The organism is Sphingomonas sp. GW821-FHT04B01 (genome assembly GCF_059420425.1).
Window position 1 is genome coordinate 52,156 of the sequence record NZ_JBWKTR010000012.1, and the last position, 20,775, is coordinate 72,930.

The 20,775-nt window shown below is 68.4% G+C and carries 18 protein-coding genes and 1 pseudogene; 6 read left to right on the top strand and 13 right to left on the bottom strand.

The genetic code is table 11. The annotated features are described in order from the left end of the window. Positions 1-122: 122 nt before the first annotated feature. Positions 123-1,313: an XRE family transcriptional regulator gene (locus AC07UH_RS19760; protein ID WP_495189948.1), complete on the top strand. Its 1,191-nt coding sequence runs from the start codon at positions 123-125 to the stop codon at positions 1,311-1,313. Positions 1,314-1,362: 49 nt separating this feature from the next. Here AC07UH_RS19760 and AC07UH_RS19765 read toward each other — a convergent pair whose 3' ends face one another. The 10 genes and pseudogenes from AC07UH_RS19765 to AC07UH_RS19810 all read right to left on the bottom strand — a co-directional run bounded on the left by AC07UH_RS19765 (position 1,363) and on the right by AC07UH_RS19810 (position 10,259). Further along, positions 1,363-1,785 carry a flagellar export chaperone FlgN gene (locus AC07UH_RS19765; protein ID WP_038661700.1) on the bottom strand — a complete coding sequence of 141 codons (423 nt, stop codon included), beginning with the start codon at positions 1,783-1,785 and terminating at the stop codon, positions 1,363-1,365. Next, on the bottom strand, positions 1,782-2,081 hold the full coding sequence (locus tag AC07UH_RS19770) for a rod-binding protein (protein ID WP_495181906.1): 300 nt from the start codon (positions 2,079-2,081) through the stop codon (positions 1,782-1,784). Before AC07UH_RS19770 ends, AC07UH_RS19765 begins: the two co-directional genes overlap by 4 nt. Then, positions 2,081-3,565 carry a flagellar basal body P-ring protein FlgI gene (gene flgI, locus AC07UH_RS19775; protein WP_495181907.1) on the bottom strand — a complete coding sequence of 495 codons (1,485 nt, stop codon included), beginning with the start codon at positions 3,563-3,565 and terminating at the stop codon, positions 2,081-2,083. Before flgI ends, AC07UH_RS19770 begins: the two co-directional genes overlap by 1 nt. Then, positions 3,551-3,802: pseudogene (locus AC07UH_RS19780) on the bottom strand (hypothetical protein); the annotation flags it as partial. The gene flgI and the pseudogene AC07UH_RS19780, both read right to left, overlap by 15 nt. Continuing rightward, positions 3,796-4,413 (bottom strand): HEAT repeat domain-containing protein, encoded by a 618-nt coding sequence (locus AC07UH_RS19785; RefSeq protein ID WP_495181894.1) that lies wholly within the window; start codon positions 4,411-4,413, stop codon positions 3,796-3,798. The pseudogene AC07UH_RS19780 and the gene AC07UH_RS19785, both read right to left, overlap by 7 nt. 17 nt (positions 4,414-4,430) lie before the next feature. After that, the gene (gene cheB, locus AC07UH_RS19790; RefSeq protein WP_495181895.1) at positions 4,431-5,504 is read right to left on the bottom strand and encodes a chemotaxis-specific protein-glutamate methyltransferase CheB; all 1,074 of its coding nucleotides are present in this window, start codon (positions 5,502-5,504) and stop codon (positions 4,431-4,433) included. A 7-nt stretch (positions 5,505-5,511) separates the two neighbouring features. Next, complete coding sequence (locus tag AC07UH_RS19795; RefSeq protein ID WP_495181896.1) at positions 5,512-5,829, bottom strand: chemotaxis protein CheW; 318 nt, start codon at positions 5,827-5,829, stop codon at positions 5,512-5,514. Then, a complete protein-coding gene (locus tag AC07UH_RS19800; RefSeq protein ID WP_495181897.1) occupies positions 5,817-7,112 on the bottom strand; it encodes a chemotaxis protein CheW in 1,296 nt (431 codons plus the stop codon). Before AC07UH_RS19800 ends, AC07UH_RS19795 begins: the two co-directional genes overlap by 13 nt. 28 nt (positions 7,113-7,140) lie before the next feature. After that, positions 7,141-9,042 carry a methyl-accepting chemotaxis protein gene (locus AC07UH_RS19805; RefSeq protein ID WP_495189947.1) on the bottom strand — a complete coding sequence of 634 codons (1,902 nt, stop codon included), beginning with the start codon at positions 9,040-9,042 and terminating at the stop codon, positions 7,141-7,143. A gap of 317 nt (positions 9,043-9,359) precedes the next feature. Beyond that, on the bottom strand, positions 9,360-10,259 hold the full coding sequence (locus tag AC07UH_RS19810; protein WP_495181908.1) for a LysR family transcriptional regulator: 900 nt from the start codon (positions 10,257-10,259) through the stop codon (positions 9,360-9,362). Positions 10,260-10,363: 104 nt separating this feature from the next. On the opposite strand from AC07UH_RS19810, the gene AC07UH_RS19815 reads away from it, so the two are divergent. Then, a complete protein-coding gene (locus tag AC07UH_RS19815; RefSeq protein ID WP_495181899.1) occupies positions 10,364-11,344 on the top strand; it encodes an aldo/keto reductase in 981 nt (326 codons plus the stop codon). 112 nt (positions 11,345-11,456) lie between these two features. Here the strand turns inward: AC07UH_RS19815 and AC07UH_RS19820 are convergent, their stop codons facing one another. Continuing rightward, positions 11,457-12,533 (bottom strand): catalase family protein, encoded by a 1,077-nt coding sequence (locus tag AC07UH_RS19820; RefSeq protein ID WP_495181900.1) that lies wholly within the window; start codon positions 12,531-12,533, stop codon positions 11,457-11,459. Positions 12,534-12,591: 58 nt separating this feature from the next. Next, entirely contained in the window at positions 12,592-13,713 is a 1,122-nt protein-coding gene (locus AC07UH_RS19825) for an alpha/beta hydrolase (RefSeq protein ID WP_495181901.1), read from the bottom strand. Positions 13,714-13,819: 106 nt separating this feature from the next. On the opposite strand from AC07UH_RS19825, the gene AC07UH_RS19830 reads away from it, so the two are divergent. Next, the gene (locus AC07UH_RS19830) at positions 13,820-14,557 is read left to right on the top strand and encodes a Crp/Fnr family transcriptional regulator (RefSeq protein WP_495181902.1); all 738 of its coding nucleotides are present in this window, start codon (positions 13,820-13,822) and stop codon (positions 14,555-14,557) included. An 11-nt stretch (positions 14,558-14,568) separates the two neighbouring features. Here AC07UH_RS19830 and AC07UH_RS19835 read toward each other — a convergent pair whose 3' ends face one another. Then, complete coding sequence (locus tag AC07UH_RS19835; protein ID WP_495181903.1) at positions 14,569-16,932, bottom strand: TonB-dependent receptor; 2,364 nt, start codon at positions 16,930-16,932, stop codon at positions 14,569-14,571. A gap of 283 nt (positions 16,933-17,215) precedes the next feature. Here AC07UH_RS19835 and AC07UH_RS19840 point away from each other — a divergent pair, with 283 nt between their 5' ends. The 3 genes from AC07UH_RS19840 to AC07UH_RS19850 all read left to right on the top strand — a co-directional run bounded on the left by AC07UH_RS19840 (position 17,216) and on the right by AC07UH_RS19850 (position 20,690). Further along, the gene (locus AC07UH_RS19840; protein ID WP_495181904.1) at positions 17,216-18,649 is read left to right on the top strand and encodes a methyl-accepting chemotaxis protein; all 1,434 of its coding nucleotides are present in this window, start codon (positions 17,216-17,218) and stop codon (positions 18,647-18,649) included. Between the two features lie 275 nt (positions 18,650-18,924). After that, on the top strand, positions 18,925-20,352 hold the full coding sequence (locus tag AC07UH_RS19845) for a methyl-accepting chemotaxis protein (RefSeq protein ID WP_495181905.1): 1,428 nt from the start codon (positions 18,925-18,927) through the stop codon (positions 20,350-20,352). A gap of 32 nt (positions 20,353-20,384) precedes the next feature. After that, on the top strand, positions 20,385-20,690 hold the full coding sequence (locus AC07UH_RS19850; RefSeq protein WP_038661682.1) for an STAS domain-containing protein: 306 nt from the start codon (positions 20,385-20,387) through the stop codon (positions 20,688-20,690). Positions 20,691-20,775: the final 85 nt, after the last annotated feature.

A 20,775-nucleotide genomic window follows, 5' to 3' on the forward strand; every position in this document is an offset into this window, starting at 1 on the left:
GCTGAACCGCGGGTTGATGATCGGGCGCCGCGGTTTGCCGTGCCCGATCATACGGGAATCGCACCGGAATGGCCGTGAGCGCTGATCGACAGCGCGCACACATTCGGGCACAAGCTGCGCCGATGAGCCACGCAGACAGTGTCCGAGAGCAAGAAGCCGGGGCAGCACAAGGGGTTAGCGCTGACGGTCCGGATATCGACCGCTATCGCTCGATCGTCTTCCCCAATGCCGTGCGCGAATTACGCAAGCAACAGGGCTTCGCCAGGCTGCTCGGATTGTCGGCCGTATTGCCGGACATCCCCTATGTCCGCCTCTCCAAGATCGAACGCGGCGAAGTCGTCGCCAAGGCCAGCGAATTGCGCAGCATCGCGATGGCGATGCGCGTCGCGCCCGAGGATCTGTTGCTCGATATCGACGATCCGGCGTTCGACATCGCCGCATGGGCGACCGAATTGCAGGACCTGACTGACGAGGAGATCGCCGAGGATCGCTTTGCGGTGCTGCTCGCTGCGGCGATCCGCGCGCGGCGCGATGCCGACCGGTCGCTGTCGATCGTCAACGTCGAACGCCGCTTCGGCATCGCGCCGGTGATCCTGTCGCGGCTGGAGAACGGCTACAAGCCGCTCGGGCGCTGGAACGCGCAGACCGTGCGTGCGGTCTGCCAGTTGCTCGACGTCACGGATGCGGAGAGCCTGCGCGCGCATGTCGCGCGGGCCGATGCCGATGGCACGCTGCGCGCCTATCTGCCCGCCGCGGCGAGCAGCGCGGCGCGGATCGAGAAGACGCGCGCCCGCGTCGCGCTGTTGCGCGAGGAATTGCACGATCCCGCCCAGCCGGCGGCGATTCGCGTCAAGGCCGCGCAACCGCCGCGCGTCGCGTCCGCCGCGACGTCGCCGGACGGGGTGGATGCCGCCGTTCTGGCCGCGATCGAACGGTCCGAGACCGCGACCGTGCGGCTGGTGCCGGTGTTCGGCGCGCCGCTCGCCGACGGGCTGGTCGAACGCGTGCCGGTCGGCCGCACCGTCGAGGCGCCGCGCCATGCCCAGCCCAATAGCTACGGCCTGCGCGTCTGCCGGGCGACGTTGGGGCCGGCGCTGCCCGCGCATGCGATCGTGGTGGTCGATCCGGACCGGTTCCCTTCCTCCGGCGGGCTCGCCGTCGTGCGCGAGGCGGGCGGGCTGCGCCTGCTGGTCGTCACTTTCGATCGCCAGGGCCGGATGATCGGCTACAGCGTCAATCCCGACCGCGAGATCGAGCTCGACACGCTCGACGCCGCCGATGTCGGTACCGTCGTCGCGGTGCTGCTCGACTGACGCCACCACGGTCCGGCACGGGATAGGACGGGCGAGCATCGGCGCGCGCTCAATAGCTCGAATTGATTGCGATCGGCATCGTCGGATCGAAGCGCGACAGATGACCTTGCGCACCATAGGTCGAGGTGGCGCGCCCGGCGAGCCGCTTCGCCTCGCTGGTGATCGCGCCGATCATTTCCACCGACAGATCGATCTGCCGCTCCAGCGCCGCGGCATTGGCGGCGGAGATCGGCTCCAGCCGCGCGAGCAGCTCCTCGAGCCGCGCGCGTTGCGCCTCGTCGAGCGACCGGTTCCAGTCGACCGTGCTGCGCCCGTAAGCGGCGGTCATCTGTTCGAGCTGGCCGACCAGCCGCACCTTGGTCGCCGCCAGCTCGGGCAGCGCCGCGCCGAACGGGCTTTCCTGCAGATGCCGCGTCTCCTCCTCCATCAGCATCAGCAGCGAGTCGAGCACGTCGGTCAGCCGGTCGATCATGCGCCGCCCTCCTGCAAGGCGATGATCTGGTTGAGCACCGCCGGCGCGAGGCCGAAGCCGCCGCGTCGTGCGATCGCGTCGCCCATCTTCTCGGCGAGCACGCCGCGGAACATCTCCTCGCCATGGCCGCCGCTGAACGGCCCGTCCGACGGCGCTGTGTCCATCATGATCCGCACCATCTGGCCGACGAACACCGCCTCGAACGATTGCGCGGTCGCCGCCGGATCGTTGGCCTTGCGGATCGGCTGCGGCGCCGGCGTCGCGGCGGGCAAAGCGGCGGAAAGACTGTTGTCCATCATTGTACCTCGATTTCCGCCTGGAGCGCGCCGGCGGTGCGCAGCGCCTGGAGCACGGTGATCAGATCGCGGGGGCTGACCCCGAAAGCGTTCAATCCGGCGACCAGCGACACCAGCGACGTCGCATTGTGCAGGACGCCGAGCCCGCGGCCGTTGCCGTCGCTCACCCCGATCTGGGTACGCGGCAGCACTTCGGTGGTGCCGTTGGAGAAGGGGCCGGGCTGCGACGCGACCGGCGTCTCGGCGATGCTGATCGTCAGCCCGCCCTGCGCGATCGCGACCGGGCTGATCCGCACGTCGGCGCCCATCACCACCGTCCCCGACGCCTCGTTGATGACGACGCGGGCGGGCAGGTCGACCTCGACCGGCAGCTCCTCGATCCCCGCGACCAGATCGATGACGTGATCCACCGAGCCTGGCGGCGGCGCGAGCTCGATCGTGCCGGGGTCGAGCACCCGCGCGACGCGGTCGAAGCGACGGTTGATCACCTCGGCGATGCGGAAGGCGGTGGTGAAATCGGGGTTCTTGAGCGCGAGCTTCAGCGTCGTCGCGGTGCGCAGCGAATAGGGCACTTCGCGTTCGACGATCGCCCCGCCGGCGATGCGCGCCGAGGTGGTCACGCCGCGGCTGATCGAGGCGGCGGCGCCCTGCGCGCGGAAGCCCGACACCGACAGCGGCCCCTGTGCGACCGCATAGATCTCCCCGTCAAGCCCGCGCAGCGAGGTGACGAGCAGCAGGCCGCCCTGCAGACTGGTGGCGTCGCCCATCGCGGCGATCTGCACGTCGATCGTACTGCCGGCGCGCGCGAAGGCGGGCAGGGTCGCGGTCACCGAGACGGCGGCGACGTTCTGCGTCCGCATCGTGTCGCCGCGGATATTGACCCCCATCCGTTCGAGCATCGACTGGATGCGGCTCATGCTCTCCGAATGGCCGAGGCAGATCACGCCGCCCGGCCGCATGCTGTCGTAAAGCGTCTCGACCGCCTCGCGCCGCGACACGTCGTCGAAATAGATCAGCATGTTGCGGCAGAAGATCACGTCGATGTCGCGGAACCGGCGCATCGCCATCGCGTCCGACACGTTGACGACGGTGAAGTCGATCGACTGGCGCAGCGCGTCGCAGATGCGGAAGCCCTCGGCGTGCGGCGTGAAATACTTGCCCTTGAGCTGCGCCGAGAGGCGATGGAGCGCGCGGTCGCTGTAGATGCCGGCGCGGGCATCGGCGATGACGCGGCTGTCGATGTCGGAGGCGAGGATCTGGATGTCATAGGCATCGGCCTGCGGCCAATGTTCCAGGATCTGCATCGCGATCGAATAGGGTTCCTCGCCGGTCGAACAGGGCAGCGACCAGATGCGGATCGGCTTGCCCGGTGCGCGGTTCCTGGCGATCTCGGGCAGGACGTGCTGGACCAGAGCGTCGAACTGATAGTCCTCGCGATAGAAATAGGTCTCGTTGACCGTCATCGCGTTGACGAGATGCTGCATCTCGACGCCCGACGTCTCGAAGCGCACCAGCGTGAAATATTCGCGGAACGTCGTCTTGCCCGTCGTCAGGATACGATCCTGCAGCCGGCGCTCGACGAAATAGGCCTTGGTGTCGCTGAACATCATGCCGGTCTTGCGATAGAAAAACTCGCAGAACTTGGCGTAATCCTGTGGCGTAATGGCCGGTGCGCCCGGTGGCGGCGCGGCGGCGGCGGCGGATCTGGAGGCGCTCAGCACCGGTTGATCCTCTGCGCGGCGACCTGCACCGCAAAGGCGATGAAGCTGTCGCCGGGGAAGCGGTCGGGCAGAGCGAGCAGCGCGGGCAGGGCGGTCTCGTCGCCGATCTCCGCCAGCCCGTCGATCGCCGCGGCGCAGACGTTGACGTGCGCGTCGGCCAGCGCAGCGACGAGCCACGCGGCGGCGCGCGGGTGCGGGAGCACGCTGAGCAGGTTCGCGGTGAAGATGCGCACGTCGTCGTCGGGATCGCGCAGCAGCTGTTCGACGTGCGGCGCGACCTCGTCGGGCATCGCCGCGAGACCTTCCAGCGCGGCATTGCGCTGCGGCGCGCCTTCGCTGCGCAGCAACGGCAGCAGCGCGGTCACCACCGCCGGCGAGCGGCGCCGGATCAGCGCCGCCATGATCGCCTCGCGCACGCTCGGCGCATGCTCCTCGGCGAGGCGGGCGCAGAGCGGGGCGACGCCGTCGGCATGCGCTTCCAGCCCGCGCACCGCGGCGCGGCGGTCCGCCCCGCTCGGCGAGGCGAGCAGATCGACCAGATCGACGAGCGTACAGGCCGCCGCGGACGATGGTTCGGCGGGGGTATCGATAGGGGCTTTGACCAGCGGCACGGTGCGTATCCTGTTGATTATGACGCGTGAGCGCGCCGGTTCGAGGCGAGCCAGGTGGCGATCTGTCCGGCGATGGCGTCGCTCGCCAGGACGAGGTTGGCGCCCGCGCGCCGGATGAGTTCGTGGGGCATGCCGAACACCGCGCTGCTGTCGGCGTCCTGCGCGATCGTGCGCATGCCGCGGCGGTGACAGCGCGCCATCGCCTCCGCGCCGTCGTCGCCCATGCCGGTGAGCTGGACGCCGATCAGCCGGTCGGCGGGCACCTGCTCGGCGGCGCTCTCGACCAGCCGGGTGACGCTGGGATGCCAGGCATGCTGTTCGCTCGCCGGCACCGACATCGCGGTGAGCACGCCGCCGCGGCGGGCGACGATCATGTCGGCGTCGCCGCGCGCGATATAGACGTTGCCGCCGAGCAGCGGCGTCGGCGCGCGCACCTCCTGCACGTGGATCGCGCACAAGGCATCGAGCCGGCGCGCGAAGACGCCGGTGAAGCTGCTCGGCATATGCTGCGCGACCAGCACCGGCCACGGCAGCGTGGCCGGGAGTGCGGGCAGGATCGTCTCGAGCACCGACGGGCCGCCGGTCGAGACGCCGAGGATGACGAGGCCCGGCTCGGTGGTGCCGTCCTTCATCATCCGTGCGGGCGGCGGCGCGGGGGCGGGGGGCGGCGGCTTGACCATCCCCGCACGTCCGCGCACCCGCGCGCTCGCCGCCACCTTCACCTTGGCGACGAGCTGCGCGGCGATCTCGTCGAGCGACAGCGAGATCGTGCCGTCCGGCTTCTGCACGAAGTCGAGCGCGCCGAGGCTGAGCGCCTGCAACGTGGTCTCCGCCCCCGCCGCGGTGATCGAGGAGACCATGATGACCGCGCGCGGACTGCCGACCATGATCCGCGACAGACAGGTGATGCCGTCCATCTCGGGCATGTTGACGTCGAGCGTGACGACCTGCGGGTCGAATGCCTCGACGAGGTCCAGCGCCTCGGCGCCGTTGCGGGCGGTGCGAACCTCGAAGCCGGGTTGCTGTTGGAGGAGCTGGGCGAGGTGGCGGCGCATCAGCGCGGAATCATCGACGACGAGGACGCGGGTCATGGCAGGCTCAGGCGGCGAGCGCCGGCTGGTGCGGCGGAAGCAGCGCGTCGGCCGCCGGCTCGATCAGGCAATCGACGTCGAGCAGCTGGATCATGCGGTTCTGCGCGGTGAGATTGGCGACGCCGCGCACGACCTTGGCGCGGCTGCCCGACAGATCGGGCGCCGCCGAGATCGTCGCCTCGGGAATGCGGCCGACTTCCGACACGCTGTCGACGATGAAGCCGACGTGCTGGCCGTGGATGGTGAAGACCATGATCCGCTGGCGGTCGGACCGGACCGCCTCTTCGAGGTCGAAGCGGCGGCGCTGGTCGATCACCGGCAACACGGTGCCGCGCAGGTTGATGCGCCCTCGACGAAATCGGGGGTACCGGGAACGTGGGTGAGCTGGTCGGGAACGCGGACGATCTCCTGCACCGCCTCGACCGGCACGCCATATTCCTCGCCCATCAGGCGGAAGATCACATATTGCGCGTCTTCGGTCGTTGCATCGCTCATCGTGGCATCCCCTTCGGCGGCACCGTCCGCTGCGGCACCGGCATCGCCCTGCGTGGCGCGCAGCGCGCGCAATTCGTCGACGTCGAACATCGCTTCCGCCGACAGCACCGACACCAGCCGGCGGCCCTCGTCGAGGCGGCAGATCGCGCGGATATCGCTGTGCCCGCCCTGCGAATGGAGCGCGGCAGGCACCGGCTCGACCAGCGCGCGCTCGACGCGCAGCACCGCCTTCACCTTGTCCATCACGACGCCGACCGACAGGGGCGCGCCGTCCTGCTCGCCGGGCAGCGAGACGACGACGACCTTGTTGGCGTCGGTGAACGCCTCCACCGGCATGCCGAACATCGTGCGCAACGACACCAGCGGCAGCAGCCGGTTGCGCAGCGTCGTCACGCCCAGCACGTGGCCGGGGGTGCCGGGCACCTGCGTGATCGCGGCGGGCAGCTGGACGATCTCCTGCACCTCGCCGATCGGGAAGGCATATTCCTGTCCGTCGACCTCGAAACTGACCAACTGGTCCTCGTCGGCGGCACCGTTGTCGGCGACGTCGTCGAGCGTGACCGCGATCGGCCCGGCGACGTCGGCGAAGCGCAGCGCCGCGTCCTGCGCGGCAAAGGTACGGCCGATCGACTTGGCGACGTCGAGCACCATGACGATGCCGCGGCCGTCCTCCTCCTTGATCATGCCGGTGAGCAATTCGGTGTCGATTGTCGCTTGGATCTGCGTCACCGGCTCCAGCCGCTCGCGCTCGACGGTGACGACGTTGGCGACGCGATCGACCATCAGGCCGACCGGGTGGCCGTGATCGAGCACGACGACGCGGCTGGCGTCGTCGCTCAGCACCGGCGGCAGGCCGAACAGATGGCGCAGGTCGAGCACCGGCAGCACCGTGCCGCGCAGATTGGCGAGCCCCATCAGCGCCGGCGGGCTGAGCGGCATCCGCACCACGTCGGGCACGCGGATGATCTCCTTCACCTGTTCCAGCGGCACGGCGAACATCTCGCCGGCGCTGTGGAAGATCACGAACTGGCAGAGGCCAGCGCGGTCATGGTCTGCGGCATTGGAGTCGGCGGAGGCGATGGCCTCCGCCGGGATCGTCGTCGTCTCGGTCATGCGCCCGTCCTTTCGTCGCGGTCGGGGATCAGGCGGCCTGCAGTTCGTCGGCCAGCGAGGCGATCTCTTCGATCGCGGCGGCGAGCTGTTCGGCGCCGCGCGCCTGTTCGCGGGCGGCGTTGCTCGCCTCGTTCGAGGTGCGCACCGCCTGTTGCGCGGCGGTGGCGATCTGCTCGATCGCGATCTGGGTCTCGCCGAGCGCGCGGGCGACCTCGCCGGCGGCATCGGAGATCTCGCCGTTGCCGCGCACGACCTCGCTCACGTCGACGGCGATCCGCTCGAGTCCGGTGGAGATCGCCCGGCTCTTCTCGACCTCGGCGGCGGCGGTGTCGGCGATGTCCTGCAGGTCGGTGCGGACGATGCCGATCGTGTCCTGGATGCTCTTCACCGTATCCTTGATCCGCTCGGCATTCTCCGCCGAATCGCGGGCGAGGTTGCGGATGTCGGTCGACACGACGGCGAAGCCCTTGCCGAACTCACCCGCCCGCGCCGCCTCGACCGAGCCGCTGACCGCGAGCATGTTGGTCTGGATCGACACGGTGGTGATCGCATCGATGATCTTGTCGATACGGCGGCTGACCTGTTCCAGCGCGCTGATCTGGTCGCGGCTGTTGCGGCCGGCGGCGACCGATGCGGCGACGCCCTGCATCATCGCACCGACCAATGTCTTGTTCTCGTCGAGCAATCTGGCGATCTCCTCGCCCTTCTCGGCGCCGGACGCGGCGGCTTGCGCGGCGGCCTTGGCATTCTGTTCGATCTGTTCGATCGCGGTCGCCGACTGCTGGGTGGCGGCGGCGGACTGCTGCGAGCCGCGATTGATCTGCTCCAGGGCGGTCGACACCTGCACCGACGCGCGATTGATCTCCTCGACCGCGCTCGACAGTTCCTCGGCAGCCGATGCGACTTCCTCGGCGCTCTTGCTGATGTTGGTGCTGTTCTTCAGCTCTTCGGACAGCTGGCCGAGTTCCTGCGCGGCCTGTTCGCTCTGTTCGAGCGCGCCGGTCTGCTGTTCGATCGTGTTGCTCGATTCCTGGCAGGCGGCGGCCTGTTCCTCGGCGGCGGCGGCGATCACCTCGGCGCCCTTCAGCGCTTCATTGGCCGCCTGTACGGCATCCTCGGCGCCGCTGGCGATCAGGGTACAGCCCTTCAGGATGTCGGCCATCTCCTCGCGGATGCGGTCGAGCCCCGCGGTGACGATCGTGCCCTTCTGTGCCTCTTCGCGCGCCGAGGTCGCCGATGTCTCGATGCCCTCGGCGACCTGCCGCACGTCGTCCTGCACCTGGACGATGAGATCCTGGATGTCGCGCGCCGACTTCTCGCTCGTCTCGGCGAGGGTGCGCACCTCGTCGGCGACGACGGCGAAGCCCTTGCCGTGCTGGCCGGCGCGCGCCGCCTCGATCGCGGCATTGAGCGCGAGCAGGTTGGTCTGGTCGGCGATGCGCGCCACGGCCTTGACCACCTCGCCGATCGCGCTTGCCTGACGGTCGAGTTCCTCGACCAGCTTGACCGATGCCTCCTGACGCTCGGAGGCGCGGACGATCGCGCTCAGCGAATTGGCGACGTCGCTGCCCGTCGTCGCGACGAGGTCGGCCAGCGCCTGGGTCAGCGTCGCCGAGCCGTCGGCACGCGTCTTCATGTCGCGCAGGCGGTCGGTGGCGAGCGTCATGGACTTCATCGTCTGCTGCGCCGCGGCCGAGGCCTGTTCGGCGCCGACGCTGATCTGCTCGGCGGCCTTGCGCAGTTCCTCGGACGCCGACGAGGCTTCGGCGATGCCGCTGGACAGTTCGGCGGTGGCGGAGGCGAGTCGCTCGGAGCCCTTCTGTTGGCGGGCGAACGTCCTGGCGCGGCGCTTTTCGGCGTCTGCGGTCAGGCGGACGCTGCTGCTGTTCATGCCGCCGGCACGAGCGCTGGTCTCGCCGGGAAGGGACATCGTGCTTTTCTTGGCGAGGGACATCGCGGGCTCCACTTGACGTTGTTGTGCCCGGCTATGACTCATTTCGTAATGATTGGTTAAAAATGGACATAACGTCCTTGCCAAACGTTTACTCAACTAAGTGGTTGATTTTGAACAGCTTCCTGCGGATGCTAGACGATCGTGGCGTCCCGCCATCGGCAGTTTGGACCGGCGTCTCAAGGGTTTACGCGAGCACGGCTGCCGGGGAGAGCCCCGGCGGCAAAGGTGAAAAATTTGCGAGAGGCCTCGGCTCGGCGCATGTTTCTACCAACGTCGGCCAGTTCGCTGTTCGCTTATGCGAACGGATCGTGATACCGCAATGCTTCCAACACCAGCGCAAATACCGCCGAAGGTTGGCGGCGCGACGGATAGTAAAGGTGATAGCCGTCGAACGGCGCGCACCAATCGGCGAGCAGGCGGACGAGCGACCCGTCGGCTACCGGGGTCAGGACCCGATCCTCGACGACGTGCGCGAGGCCATGGCCGGCGCGTGCCGCGGTCAGGATCAGGTCGACGTCGTTGACGACGATCCGGCCCTCGACCTTGACGTTGAGCACGCGGCCATCCTTCTCATATTCCCAGACATACAGGCTGCCGTTGGGCATCCGCCGGTTGATGCAGGCGTGGCGGGACAGATCGTGCGGCGTCGCCGGCGCCCCGTGCCGGGCGAGATAGTCCGGCGCGGCGACCGTCGCCATCCGCAGCCGCGGGCCGATCGGTACGGCGATCATGTCGCGTTCCAGCCGCTCGCCGAGTCGCACGCCGGCGTCGAACCGTCCGGCGACGATGTCGGTCAGGCTCGCGTCGAGATCGAGCTCGACGCAGACGTCGGGATAGGCGGCCACGAGCCGGTCGAGCGCCGGCCACAGGATGGATCGCGCCGGCTGTTCGGGGGTGGTGATCCGCACCGTGCCCGCCGGCTTCTCGCGCAACTCGGTCAGCGCGGCGATGCGGCCGTCGATCGCGTCGAGCGCGGGCCGCAGCGTCTCGATTAGGCGTTCGCCCGCCTCGGTCGGTGCGACGCTGCGCGTGGTGCGGGTCAGCAGCCGTAGCCCCAGCTTCGTTTCGAGCCGGCGCATCGCATGGCTCAGCGCCGATTGCGACAGGCCGAGGCGGACCGCGGCGCGGGTGAAACTGCGCTCCTCGGCGACCGTCAGGAACAACGCCAGGCTGGCGAGATCTTCGCGGCGCAGATCAGAACTCATGACCGGCATTCATAGGCTCAAGCGATGCGGCCTGTCTAATCGCGCGCTCCGCGACCGCCTATCTTGCGCAAGAACCAATCGGAGGACGAATGATGCAGACGCGTATATTGGGCCGCGGGCTCGAAGTGTCGGCGCTGGGGCTGGGCTGCATGGGGCTGAGCTACGCCTATGGACCCGCCACCGAACGAAGCGAGGCGATCCGGCTGCTGCGCGGCGCGCACGATCGCGGCGTGACCTTCTTCGACACCGCCGAGGCCTATGCGCAGGGCGCGAACGAGGATCTGCTCGGCGAAGCGCTCGCGCCGGTGCGCGACGAGGTGGTGATCGCGACCAAGTTCGGCTTTGCCAACGGCGTGGCAACCGAGGGACTCGACAGCCGGCCGGACAATATCCGCGCGGTCACCGATGCGGCGCTGACCCGGCTGCGTACCGACCACATCGATCTGCTCTACCAGCACCGCGTCGATCCGAACGTACCGATCGAGGATGTCGCGGGCACCGTGCGCGAGCTGATCCAGGCCGGAAAGGTGCGCCACTTCGGCCTGTCGGAGGCCGGCGTCGAGTCGATCCGCCGCGCGCATGCGGTGCAGCCGGTCACCGCCTTGCAGAGCGAATATTCCTTGTGGTGGCGCGAGCCGGAAGCGGAGATCCTGCCGCTGCTGGAGGAACTCGGCATCGGCTTCGTCCCGTTCGCGCCGCTCGGCCGGGGCTTCCTCACCGGCAAGATCGACGCGAACACGACGTTCGACGCCAACGACTTCCGCAGCAACGTGCCTCGTTTCGCCGCGGAGGCGCGGCAGGCCAATCAGGCGTTGGTCGATCTGATCGCGACGCTGGCGGCGGAGAAAGCGGTGACGCCGGCACAGATCGCGCTCGCCTGGCTGCTGGCGCAGCGGCCGTGGATCGTGCCGATCCCAGGAACGACGAAACTGCACCGGCTCGAGGAAAACCTGGGCGCGGCGGACGTGGTGCTGACCAGCGACGATCTGACCCGCATCGGCGACGCGTTGGCCGGGATCGAGATCCACGGCGCACGCTATTCGCCGTCGCAGCAGCAGTTCGTCAGCCGCTGACATTTTCGCGGCGCTGTACCCCGGCGGAGGCCGGGGTACATCAGACGTTACGTATGGCTCCGGGTCACTCCGGGGGGTTGCCCACGCCTTATCACCAGCCGATTGGGGGCGCTTAAACCCCCATCGGCTCGTGATACGGGCAGCCGTTCACCCGCGCGCGGAAGTCGGCGGAGTGGCGATAGGGTTCGTTGCGTGCACGGTTGATGTTGCCGAGCGGGCGGTGCGCGTCGAGTCCCGTCCAGATGCTGAAGCGGCTCTCCTCGTTGATCGCGCGGACGTTGTCCTCGGACCAGCTTTCCTGCGCGGCGGCGCGCACGATGCCGACGCGGTGGAACGGCGCCTCGTCCTCGTCCCATTCCACCGTCGGATCCTCGATCGGCTGGCGGTCGAGGTCACGGCACAATTGCACGCGGAACTCCCAGGCGGCGTCGATCGTGCGCATTTCGCTGCGCACTTCGTCGCGGATCGCGTCTTCGCGACCGTCGACGTCGATCGTCTTGCCGGTCAGCGCGGTCATCTCCGGCGCGATCGGCTTCAGGCTGAACTTGGCGATATAGTCACCGTAGCGGAACGGCGTGACGCTGTAATAGGTCTCGCCGAGCGGTTCGGCATTGGGGGCGCCGCCGAGCGAGTTGAGCGCCGCGCTCTCGACGCCGACCGTCTCCAGCGTCGCGCGCACGCCCTGCAACACCGACGACAGCACCTTCTTGGTGCCCTCAAGCCGATCGGTTGTCTTGGCGAGCAGCTTGAGGTTGCCGAGAAACTTGTCGGCGGTCTTGGCCTGGAACACCGTGCCGTTGACCATCACGAAGTCCTGCGCATTGCCCTCGGCACCGGGCAGTCGCGCGCCCTCGACGTCGAACACCTTCATCGCCACGCCGCGCGGCAGACTGATCGCGTCGGGCAGGATGTCGCCGGCGTTGGTCGACAGGCGCAGCAGCACCTTGTGCGTGCCGGCGCTGGCGAACAGCCCCTGCGCGAGCTCGGGCGGCAGGTCGGCATCGACGGTCAATTCGCCGTCGAGCAGGGCGTGCGCCTTGGCGTGGACCGAGCGGACGGCGTGGCCATAATCCTCGGCGGTCCGTTCCAGGATCGTGTCGAAGGTGGTGCAGAGCGCGGCGATCGTCTCGCCTTCGTCGGGCTGCACGTCCTCGACGTCGGGGCGATAGCGGATGGGGGCGTCGGTCATCGAAGGTCTCCTCTTCGGGCAGGGAACGCGGGGCGGAGGATTCCGCCCCGCGTCGGGATCAGCGCGTGCGCGCCGGTGCGGCGAACGCCGCCTTCAGCCGCGCGACCGCGAGCGCGTTGGCGTCCTGGGCGCCGCGCACCACCTTCGCCATGCCGAAGAATTCGTGCGTGACGCCGGGGAAGGTGCGCTGTTCGACCTTATCACCCGCCTTGCGCATCGCCGCGGCGAGCGTCTCACCGTCCGAGCGCAGCGGATCGATCTGCGCGTTGATGATCGTCGTCGGCGGCAGCCCGCGCAGATCGGCGGCGACGAGGTTGAGCCGCGGATCCTGCGCATCGGCGGCGCGGGTCTGGTAATAATAGCCGAACCAGTCGAGCATCGCCGCATTCAACGGCTTGGCATTCGCCGAATCGCGACGCGACGGCAGCGTCTTGCTGCTGTTGGCAATCGGATAGACCGAGACGACGTGCAGCGGCGCGGTCAGGCGATTGTCGCGGGCGTAGATCGCGGTGGCGACGGCGAGATTGCCGCCGGCGCTTTCCCCGGCGAGGGCGATTTTGGCGGGATCGCCGCCCCAGCTCGCCGCATTCTGCAACGTCCAGCGATAGGCGGCGGCGGCATCGTCATGCTGCGCCGGGAATTTGAACTCGGGCGCATGGCGATATTCGACCGAGACGACGATCGCATTGAGCGCCTTGGCCATCGCGCGCGGCGCAGCATCATAGGTATCGACATCGGCGATCACCCAGCCGCCGCCGTGATAATAGACGATCACCGGCAGCGGCGCACCGCCGGCAGGCGCGTTTGCGGGCTTGTAGATGCGCGCGAACTGCTTGGGATCGGCGCCATAGGGCTTTTCCTGCGTCGTCACCGAAGCATCGGGCGTCGTCGGCATGCCGCGCTTCGCCATCACCGCCTTGGCGCCGTCGGCGGCGGACGGCTGCATGCGCGCTTCGGCCGGGGTCAGCGTCTCGATCGGCTTGCCGCCGAGCCCGGCGAGCGCGTCGAGCACCGCCTGCATGTCGGGCGCCGCCTTGGGCGGCTGGGTCGCGGTGGCGGGCGGTGCGGGCGGTGGCGGCGCGCTCGGCGAGGGGGCGGACTGCGCCCAGACGGCGGTCGAGGCGAGCAGCGCGACGGCGACGGCGGTCGCGGTGCGCGCGGACGTGCGGGTGACGGACATGATTCCTCCTGTTGTTACTGTCGAGGAACAACCCGGATCAATCTATGTTGCTGTACGGAACCGGACCAAAGGGCACCGGCGGAGCTGCGGGGGACGCAAACGGCGGATGGCGACGGGGTTGAAGAGCGTGATCGGCGCGCAGGATCGGGGCACCAGCAACCGGCTGCTGCTGCAACTGGCCGAGGCGGACTGGGCACTGCTGGCCCCGCATCTGGAACGCGTGTCGTTCGCGGTGTGGGACGATATCGCCCGTGCTGGCGAGCGGATCGCCAGCGTCTGCTTCCTCAACGACGGCATCGCCGGCATCCTCGACGCGCTGGAAGGCGACCGGCGCTATGCGGTGGCTCTGGTCGGCGCCGAGGGATTCATCGGCTGGCCGCTGCTGCTCGGCGACGATCGCTCGCCCTATGACGTGACGATGCGCGCCGAACACGGCGAGGCGCTGCGCCTGCCCGCTGCGGCGCTCCTGTCCGCGCTGGAAGCGAGCGCCGGGCTGCGCAGCGTGCTGCTGCGCTTCGTCCAGACGCTGATGCTGCAGATGGGGCGGACGATCGTCTCGTCACTGGCGCACCCGATCGAGCGGCGCATGGCCCGCTGGATCCTGCTCTATCACGATCGCGTCCGCGAGGACGACATCTGCATGACGCACGAGGAATTTCGGCTGATGCTGGGCGTGCGGCGCAGCAGCGTCACCGACGCGCTGCACCGGCTGGAGGAAGAACAGGCGATCCGGGCCTTCCGCGGCCGCGTCGTGGTACGCGATCGCGGCAAGCTGATGCAGCTCGCCGGCGACACTTACGGACATGCCGAGCAGGAATATCGTCGCCTGCTCGGCACCCGTTGACGCCCGGCCGGTCAGAAGCCGCGGCGTAGCGTGACGAACCACTGGCACGGCGCGCCGGCGAGCAGCGTCTGATTGTCGCCGCTGGCGACATAGCCGTTGCTGCCGATCGTCGCGATGTAGCGCTTGTCGGTGAGGTTGGTGACGCTGCCCTCGATCGCCAGTCCCTCCAGCACGCCGCCGAGGCCGCGCAGCCGATAGCCGATGCTGGCATCGACCAGCAGCCGCGCGCCGACCGACTGGTCGTTGAGATAGGTGAAGTAGCGCTTCGTCATGTAATCGCCGCCGGCGCGCGCGAAGATGCCGCCGTCGTCATAGACGATCTCGCCCTTGACCATATGTTCGGGCGTATCGACGACGGTCTTGCCCTTGGTCGGCGACAATAGGACGCCTTTGGCGTTACGGACATCGTCCTGATAGGTCGACTTGTTGTAGGAATAGCTGGCGAACAGCGTCAGCGGCCGGACGATGCGATAGCTTGCCGACGCCTCGGCACCGTAGCTTTCGACGTTGCCGGCGTTGTTGAGGGTCGGCGGATTGCCGATGATGCCGGCGCCATTGGCAAAGGTCAGCAGGCGATTGGCGAAGTCGACGTAATAGCCGACCGCGGACAGCTGCAAGCCGCCGCTGTGCACGCGGACGCCGCCCTCGACGGTCTTCGACGTCTCCGGCTTCAAGGTCGAGCGGATCGCATCGAAACCGTCCTGCGTTGTCGCGAACGGCCCCGCCGTCGCCGCGGAAACGAAGGCACGCATGTTCTCCGTGTAGCTGGCGAATGCCTCGACGCCGCCACCCAGCCGATACAAGGCGCCGACCTGCGGCAGGAACCAATCGCGCGCCTGGATTTTGCCAGCGACCAGCGCGCCCGTGAGCAGGTTCGCTTGATTGCGCACCCGCATGCCCTTCCACCCGCCGTTGAGCGTCAGCGGACCGAGGTCGAGCGTGTCGGCGACGTGATATTGCAGCGTCTCCGTATCGTATTTGCCGTTATATTGCGTCGCGAACGGGTTGGACTGGAAGGCCAGCGTCTCGCGATTGGGGGTGCTGCCGGCAGCCATGCCGTAGAAGCGACGCGCCTGCGTGAAGGTGTTGCTTTCATACCAGCCGCCGAGTTCGAAACGGTTTGCTCCCGTCTCGACGAGCAGCCGCGTCAGATTGCCGGCCCGGTCGATGCCATATTCGGTGGTGCGAAACGAGAGCGGCGCCGGGTTGGTGATCGGTGAACCGTCGGCATTGGGCGCGCCTGCCGGCGTGGCAAGGTAGGGCGTGATCCACGATCCCTGCCCCTTGTTATGGTGATAATAGCTGGTCGACGTGATCGACAGAACGCTGGTCAATCGGGCGTCGAAGGTCAGGCCACCAAGCCAGTCGCGCCGCAGGCCGCCTGCATCGTAATAGACGTCGTCCACGGTGGCGATGCCGTTCGGAAACGACAGACCCGAGGAAGGATATGGTAAAGCAGCCGTCGCGCTGCCGGCACGTGTTTGCTGATTGGCGTAAACCCGCCCGATCTGCAGCGCGAGCGGATAGTTGCCGGTGATGTTGTCGTTGTTCAGCCCGCGGCGGCGGATGATGTCGAGGCTGAGGTCCTGATAGTCGTTCTCGCGCCGGTCGGAGAAATCGACGAAGCCGGTGATGCTGCCGCGCTCGCCGAAATCCTTGACCAGCTTGGCATTGGCCTGATGCTGGCGCTGGACGCCCTGGCCCTTCCATTTGTCGGTGGTGAGGAAGCCATAGCTCAGATAGCCCTTCAGCCCGCCGCCGATGTCGCCGCTCTCGGCGCGGACGAAGGCGCGATAGGTCTGGTCGCTGCCATAGGTGCCCGAGGCAACGAGATCGGCGGTATCCGAGGGCTTGCGGCTGGTGAATTGCAGCGTGCCGCCGAGATTGCTGGTCGAGGCGGTGCCGAGCGCGCCGGCGCCCTGCGCCACCGTCGTCGTCGCCAGATTTTCGGAGATGATCGCGCGGCTGATGTGCAGGCCGTTGACGTTGCCGTAGCTCATGTCGCCGAGCGGCACGCCGTCCAGCGTGAAGCCGAGCTGGTTCTGGTTGAAGCCGCGCAGCGAGATGCGCGTCGACCATTCATAGGCGCCGAAGGCGTCGGACGACTGGAAATTGACGCCCGGCAGCTTGGCCACCGCCTTCAGCGGCGAGGTACCGGGGGTCAGCCGTTCCATGTCGATCGCGGATACCGTCTGCACCTGCCGGCTCTGGCCGAAGCCCATGACGACGATGTCGCTGCCGGTGCCGCCGGTCGGCGTGTCGTCGCTTTGCGTCACCGCAGCGGCGGTATCCTGCGGCATCTCCTGCGCTTCGGCGGCCTGCGCGAGCAGCAATGCCACCGGCGCGACGCCGACCCACCAAGTCCGTTCGATCATCTCGTCATCCCCTGCCGCCTGACGCGCGTGCAAGGCGGCTGGTGACGTGCGCCGGTGACAGCGCCGCGACGATGGCGCGACGGATCGATGACATCGGCCGTCGGCGCCGCTGCGTCCGCCGATCAATTGCAGACCGTTCTATAATTGTAACAGGTCGGTTCAATATGGCCGTATTTAACGGGGTCTTCAGACTTTCGGTCCAATTTGAACGTTAGAGGCTGATTCGAAACGATGAAGAGGCCGGGATCGGCGGGATCGTCCGCCTTCATCGAAGGACCTGAAGATGTTCACCTGGTTCGCCAATCACGCGCCCATCCGTACCAAGTTCAAGACGCTGCTCGCCTTGCACGGGACCGTGGCCGCGACCGGCGTCGTGACGACCTATCTGGCTGCCGAGGCGACGCCGGCGGCGGCAATGACCTATGTCGCCATCTCCGCCATCCTGTTCGTGGTGACGGTCGTCGCCGTACTGGTCAGCGGCAAGGTAATCAGCGATCCCTATGTCGCATCGGTCGTCCGCATGGAGGAACTGGCCGCGGGTGACCTCAAGACGCCGATCCCGTTCGCCGACCATCGCGATTGCATCGGCCGGATGTCGCGCGCGGTCAGCGTCTTCAAACAGAATGCCGAAACGGTCCAGGCCGCCGCCGCGGCGCAGCAGCAGGTCGTCGGCACGCTCGGCGAGGGGCTGACGCGGCTCGCGGCGAGCGATCTCAGCTTCCGGATCGAGCAGAGCTTCCCGGCGGATTACGAGCGGGTGCGCGTCGACTATAATCGCGCGCTGGACGCGGTCGCCGAGACGATGCGCGCCGTGACCGACGCGACCAGCGGCATCAACAACGGCGCGATCGACATCCGCCAGGCGTCCGACGATTTGTCGCAGCGCACCGAACAGCAGGCGGCGAGCCTTGAGGAAACCGCCGCGGCGATGGACGAGATCACCTCGACCGTCCGCCAGACCGCCGCGGGTGCGGTGCGTGCCAACAGCGTCGTCGAGGAAGCGCGCATTGAGGCCGAGCAATCGGGGCAGGTCGTCCGCCGCGCGGTCGACGCGATGGGCGGGATCGAGCGCGCCTCGAACGAAATCTCCGACATCATCTCGGTGATCGACGGCATCGCCTTCCAGACCAACCTGCTGGCGCTCAACGCCGGCGTCGAGGCGGCGCGGGCCGGTGACGCGGGCCGCGGCTTCGCGGTCGTCGCCTCCGAAGTGCGCGCGCTCGCCCAGCGTTCGGCCGAAGCGGCCAAGGACGTCAAGACGCGCATCACCGCCTCGTCCGAACAGGTCGACGCCGGCGTCGAGCTGGTCAGCGAGACCGGCAAGGCGCTCGACCGGATCATCGGCCGCATCGGCGAGATCAGCACGCTGGTCGGCCAGATCGCCTCGGCCGCCGAGCAGCAGGCGACCGGTCTGCAACAGGTCAACACCGCGGTCAGCGAGATGGACGGCGTGACCCAGCAGAATGCCGCGATGGTCGAGGAAGCGACCGCCGCCGCGCGCAGCCTGTCGGCCGAGGCGGACGAGCTCGCCCGTCAGGTCGCGCGCTTCAAGCTGACCGCCGGCGAACCCGTGCTGCGCGCGGTGCCGGTGGTGCATCAGTTGCAGGATCGTGCCGCCGACGCCGGCCGCCGCATCGCCCGGTCGGCGCGCCGCACCGGTACCGGCGGCGGTGGCACCGCGGTCGCGGTCGCATCGGACGATTGGTCGGAATTCTAAGCCATCGCGACCGGCCACCGCCGGTCCGCTCTAGGAAGATAGAAGGGAAGGGGGGCAGCGTGCACTATCATCGTAACGATCATCGCGACCGTACGCGCCGCCGTCCCTCCGTCGGCCTTACCGGCTACGGATCCGTCGTCGCACGCAGCCGGAGCCGCCATCGGCCGATTACACCCAAAATGGGTGGTCAACGTCGCGTTAAGTCGATGCTGCCACCCCCCATCGTCATGGACCGGACGGACCGTTTCCGCTGGTCGTCGATGGAGACGTTACCGATGTTGAGCTGGTTCGAGAAACGCGCGCCGATCCGCGTCAAGTTCCGCGTTCTCGCAGGGATACAGGCGCTGCTCGGCGCCATTCTGGTCGGGATCACGGCGGGCGCGGCGACCGGTGTGATCCACACCAGTCCGGCGATCGACATCGCCGCCGCCACGCTGACCGTCGTGGTGCTGTGCATGACGACGCTGTTCGCCGGCGGCATCATGTGCCGGCCCTATGTCCAGACGGTGCTGCGCATGGAGGCGCTCGCCGCGGGCGACCTCCAGGCGCCGATCGAGCATACCGAGAACAAGGATTGCGTCGGCCGGATGACCAAGGCGATGGCGATCTTCCGCCGCAATATGGAGGAAGCCAATACCGCCGCCGCCCAGCGGGCGATGGCGGGGGCGCTGGCCGAGGGGCTGGGGCATCTGGCGCAGGGTGATCTGACCTTCCGCATCACCAGCGACTTCCCGGCCGAGTTCGAGGCGCTGCGCAGCGACTTCAACGCCGCGATGGAGGCAATGATGGCGGCGGTCGCCGCGGTCAATCACGCCGCCGCGAGCATCGACGGCGGCTCCGCCGACATCCTCCAGGCGTCGGACGATTTGTCGCAGCGCACCGAACAGCAGGCGGCGAGCCTCGAGCAGACCGCGGCGGCGATGCAGCAGATCACCGTCACCGTCCGCGACACCGCGGCGCGTGCCGAACGCGCCAATGGCGTCGTCGGCTCGGCGCGCGGCGAGGCCGAGGAATCGGGCCAGGTCGTCTCCCGTGCGGTCGATGCGATGGGCGGGATCGAACGCGCCTCCAACGAGATTTCCGAGATCATCTCGGTGATCGACGGCATCGCCTTCCAGACCAACCTGCTCGCGCTCAACGCCGGGGTCGAGGCGGCGCGGGCCGGCGATGCCGGTCGCGGCTTCGCGGTGGTCGCCTCCGAGGTGCGTGCGCTCGCGCAGCGCTCGGCGGAAGCGGCCAAGGACGTCAAGACGCGGATCACCGCCTCGTCGGTGCAGGTCGATGCCGGCGTCGCCTTGGTCAGCGCGACCGGTGAGGCGTTGCAGCGGCTGATCGGCCGGTTCGGCGAGATCAGCGGGCTGGTCCCGCAGATCGCCACCGCCGCGGAGCAGCAGGCGACCGCCTTGCAGCAGGTCAACGTCGCGGTCGGCGAGATGGACGGCGTCACGCAGCAGAATGCGGCGATGGTCGAGCAGGCGACCGCCGCCGCGCGCAACCTGTCCGCCGACGCCAGTGAACTGGTCGCGCAGATGGTGCGGTTCCGCACCGGGCGCCCGGTCCAGCCGGCGCTGAAGGCGGTGCCGACCGACAATCGCGTCCATCGTCTGCAACGCCGCGCCGCCGACGAAGGCCGTCGCCTCGCCGGCCAGTCGCGCCGGGGGACCGCCGTCGCGGTCGCCGGTGACGATTGGTCCGAATTCTAACCCGTTTCGAACGTATCGAAAGTCGAACCCGCATGTCCTCGCCCGCCACTTCCCTGCTCCCCGAGACGCTCGATACGTCGGCGGCCGGCCCGCTGCGCATCGCGCTGCTCGACCGCATCGACCGCGGTGAGCCGGTCCGTCTCGACGGCAGCGAGGTGACGCGCGCGGGCCTCGCCTGCCTTCAGGTGCTCGCCAGCGCCCGCGCCACCGCGGCGGAACAGGACGTGGACTTCCGGCTCGACCAGCCCAGCGAGGCGCTGGCGCGGATGATCGCGCTCGCCGGGCTCGACGCGGCGCTCGGCCTGCCGGGCGACGACGATCGCGATCTGGCCGCCTGAAAGGATTGATGATGAACCTCGACGAGATCCAGCAGATCTTCTTTCAGGAATGCGACGAAGGCCTCGCCACGATGGAGGCGAGCTT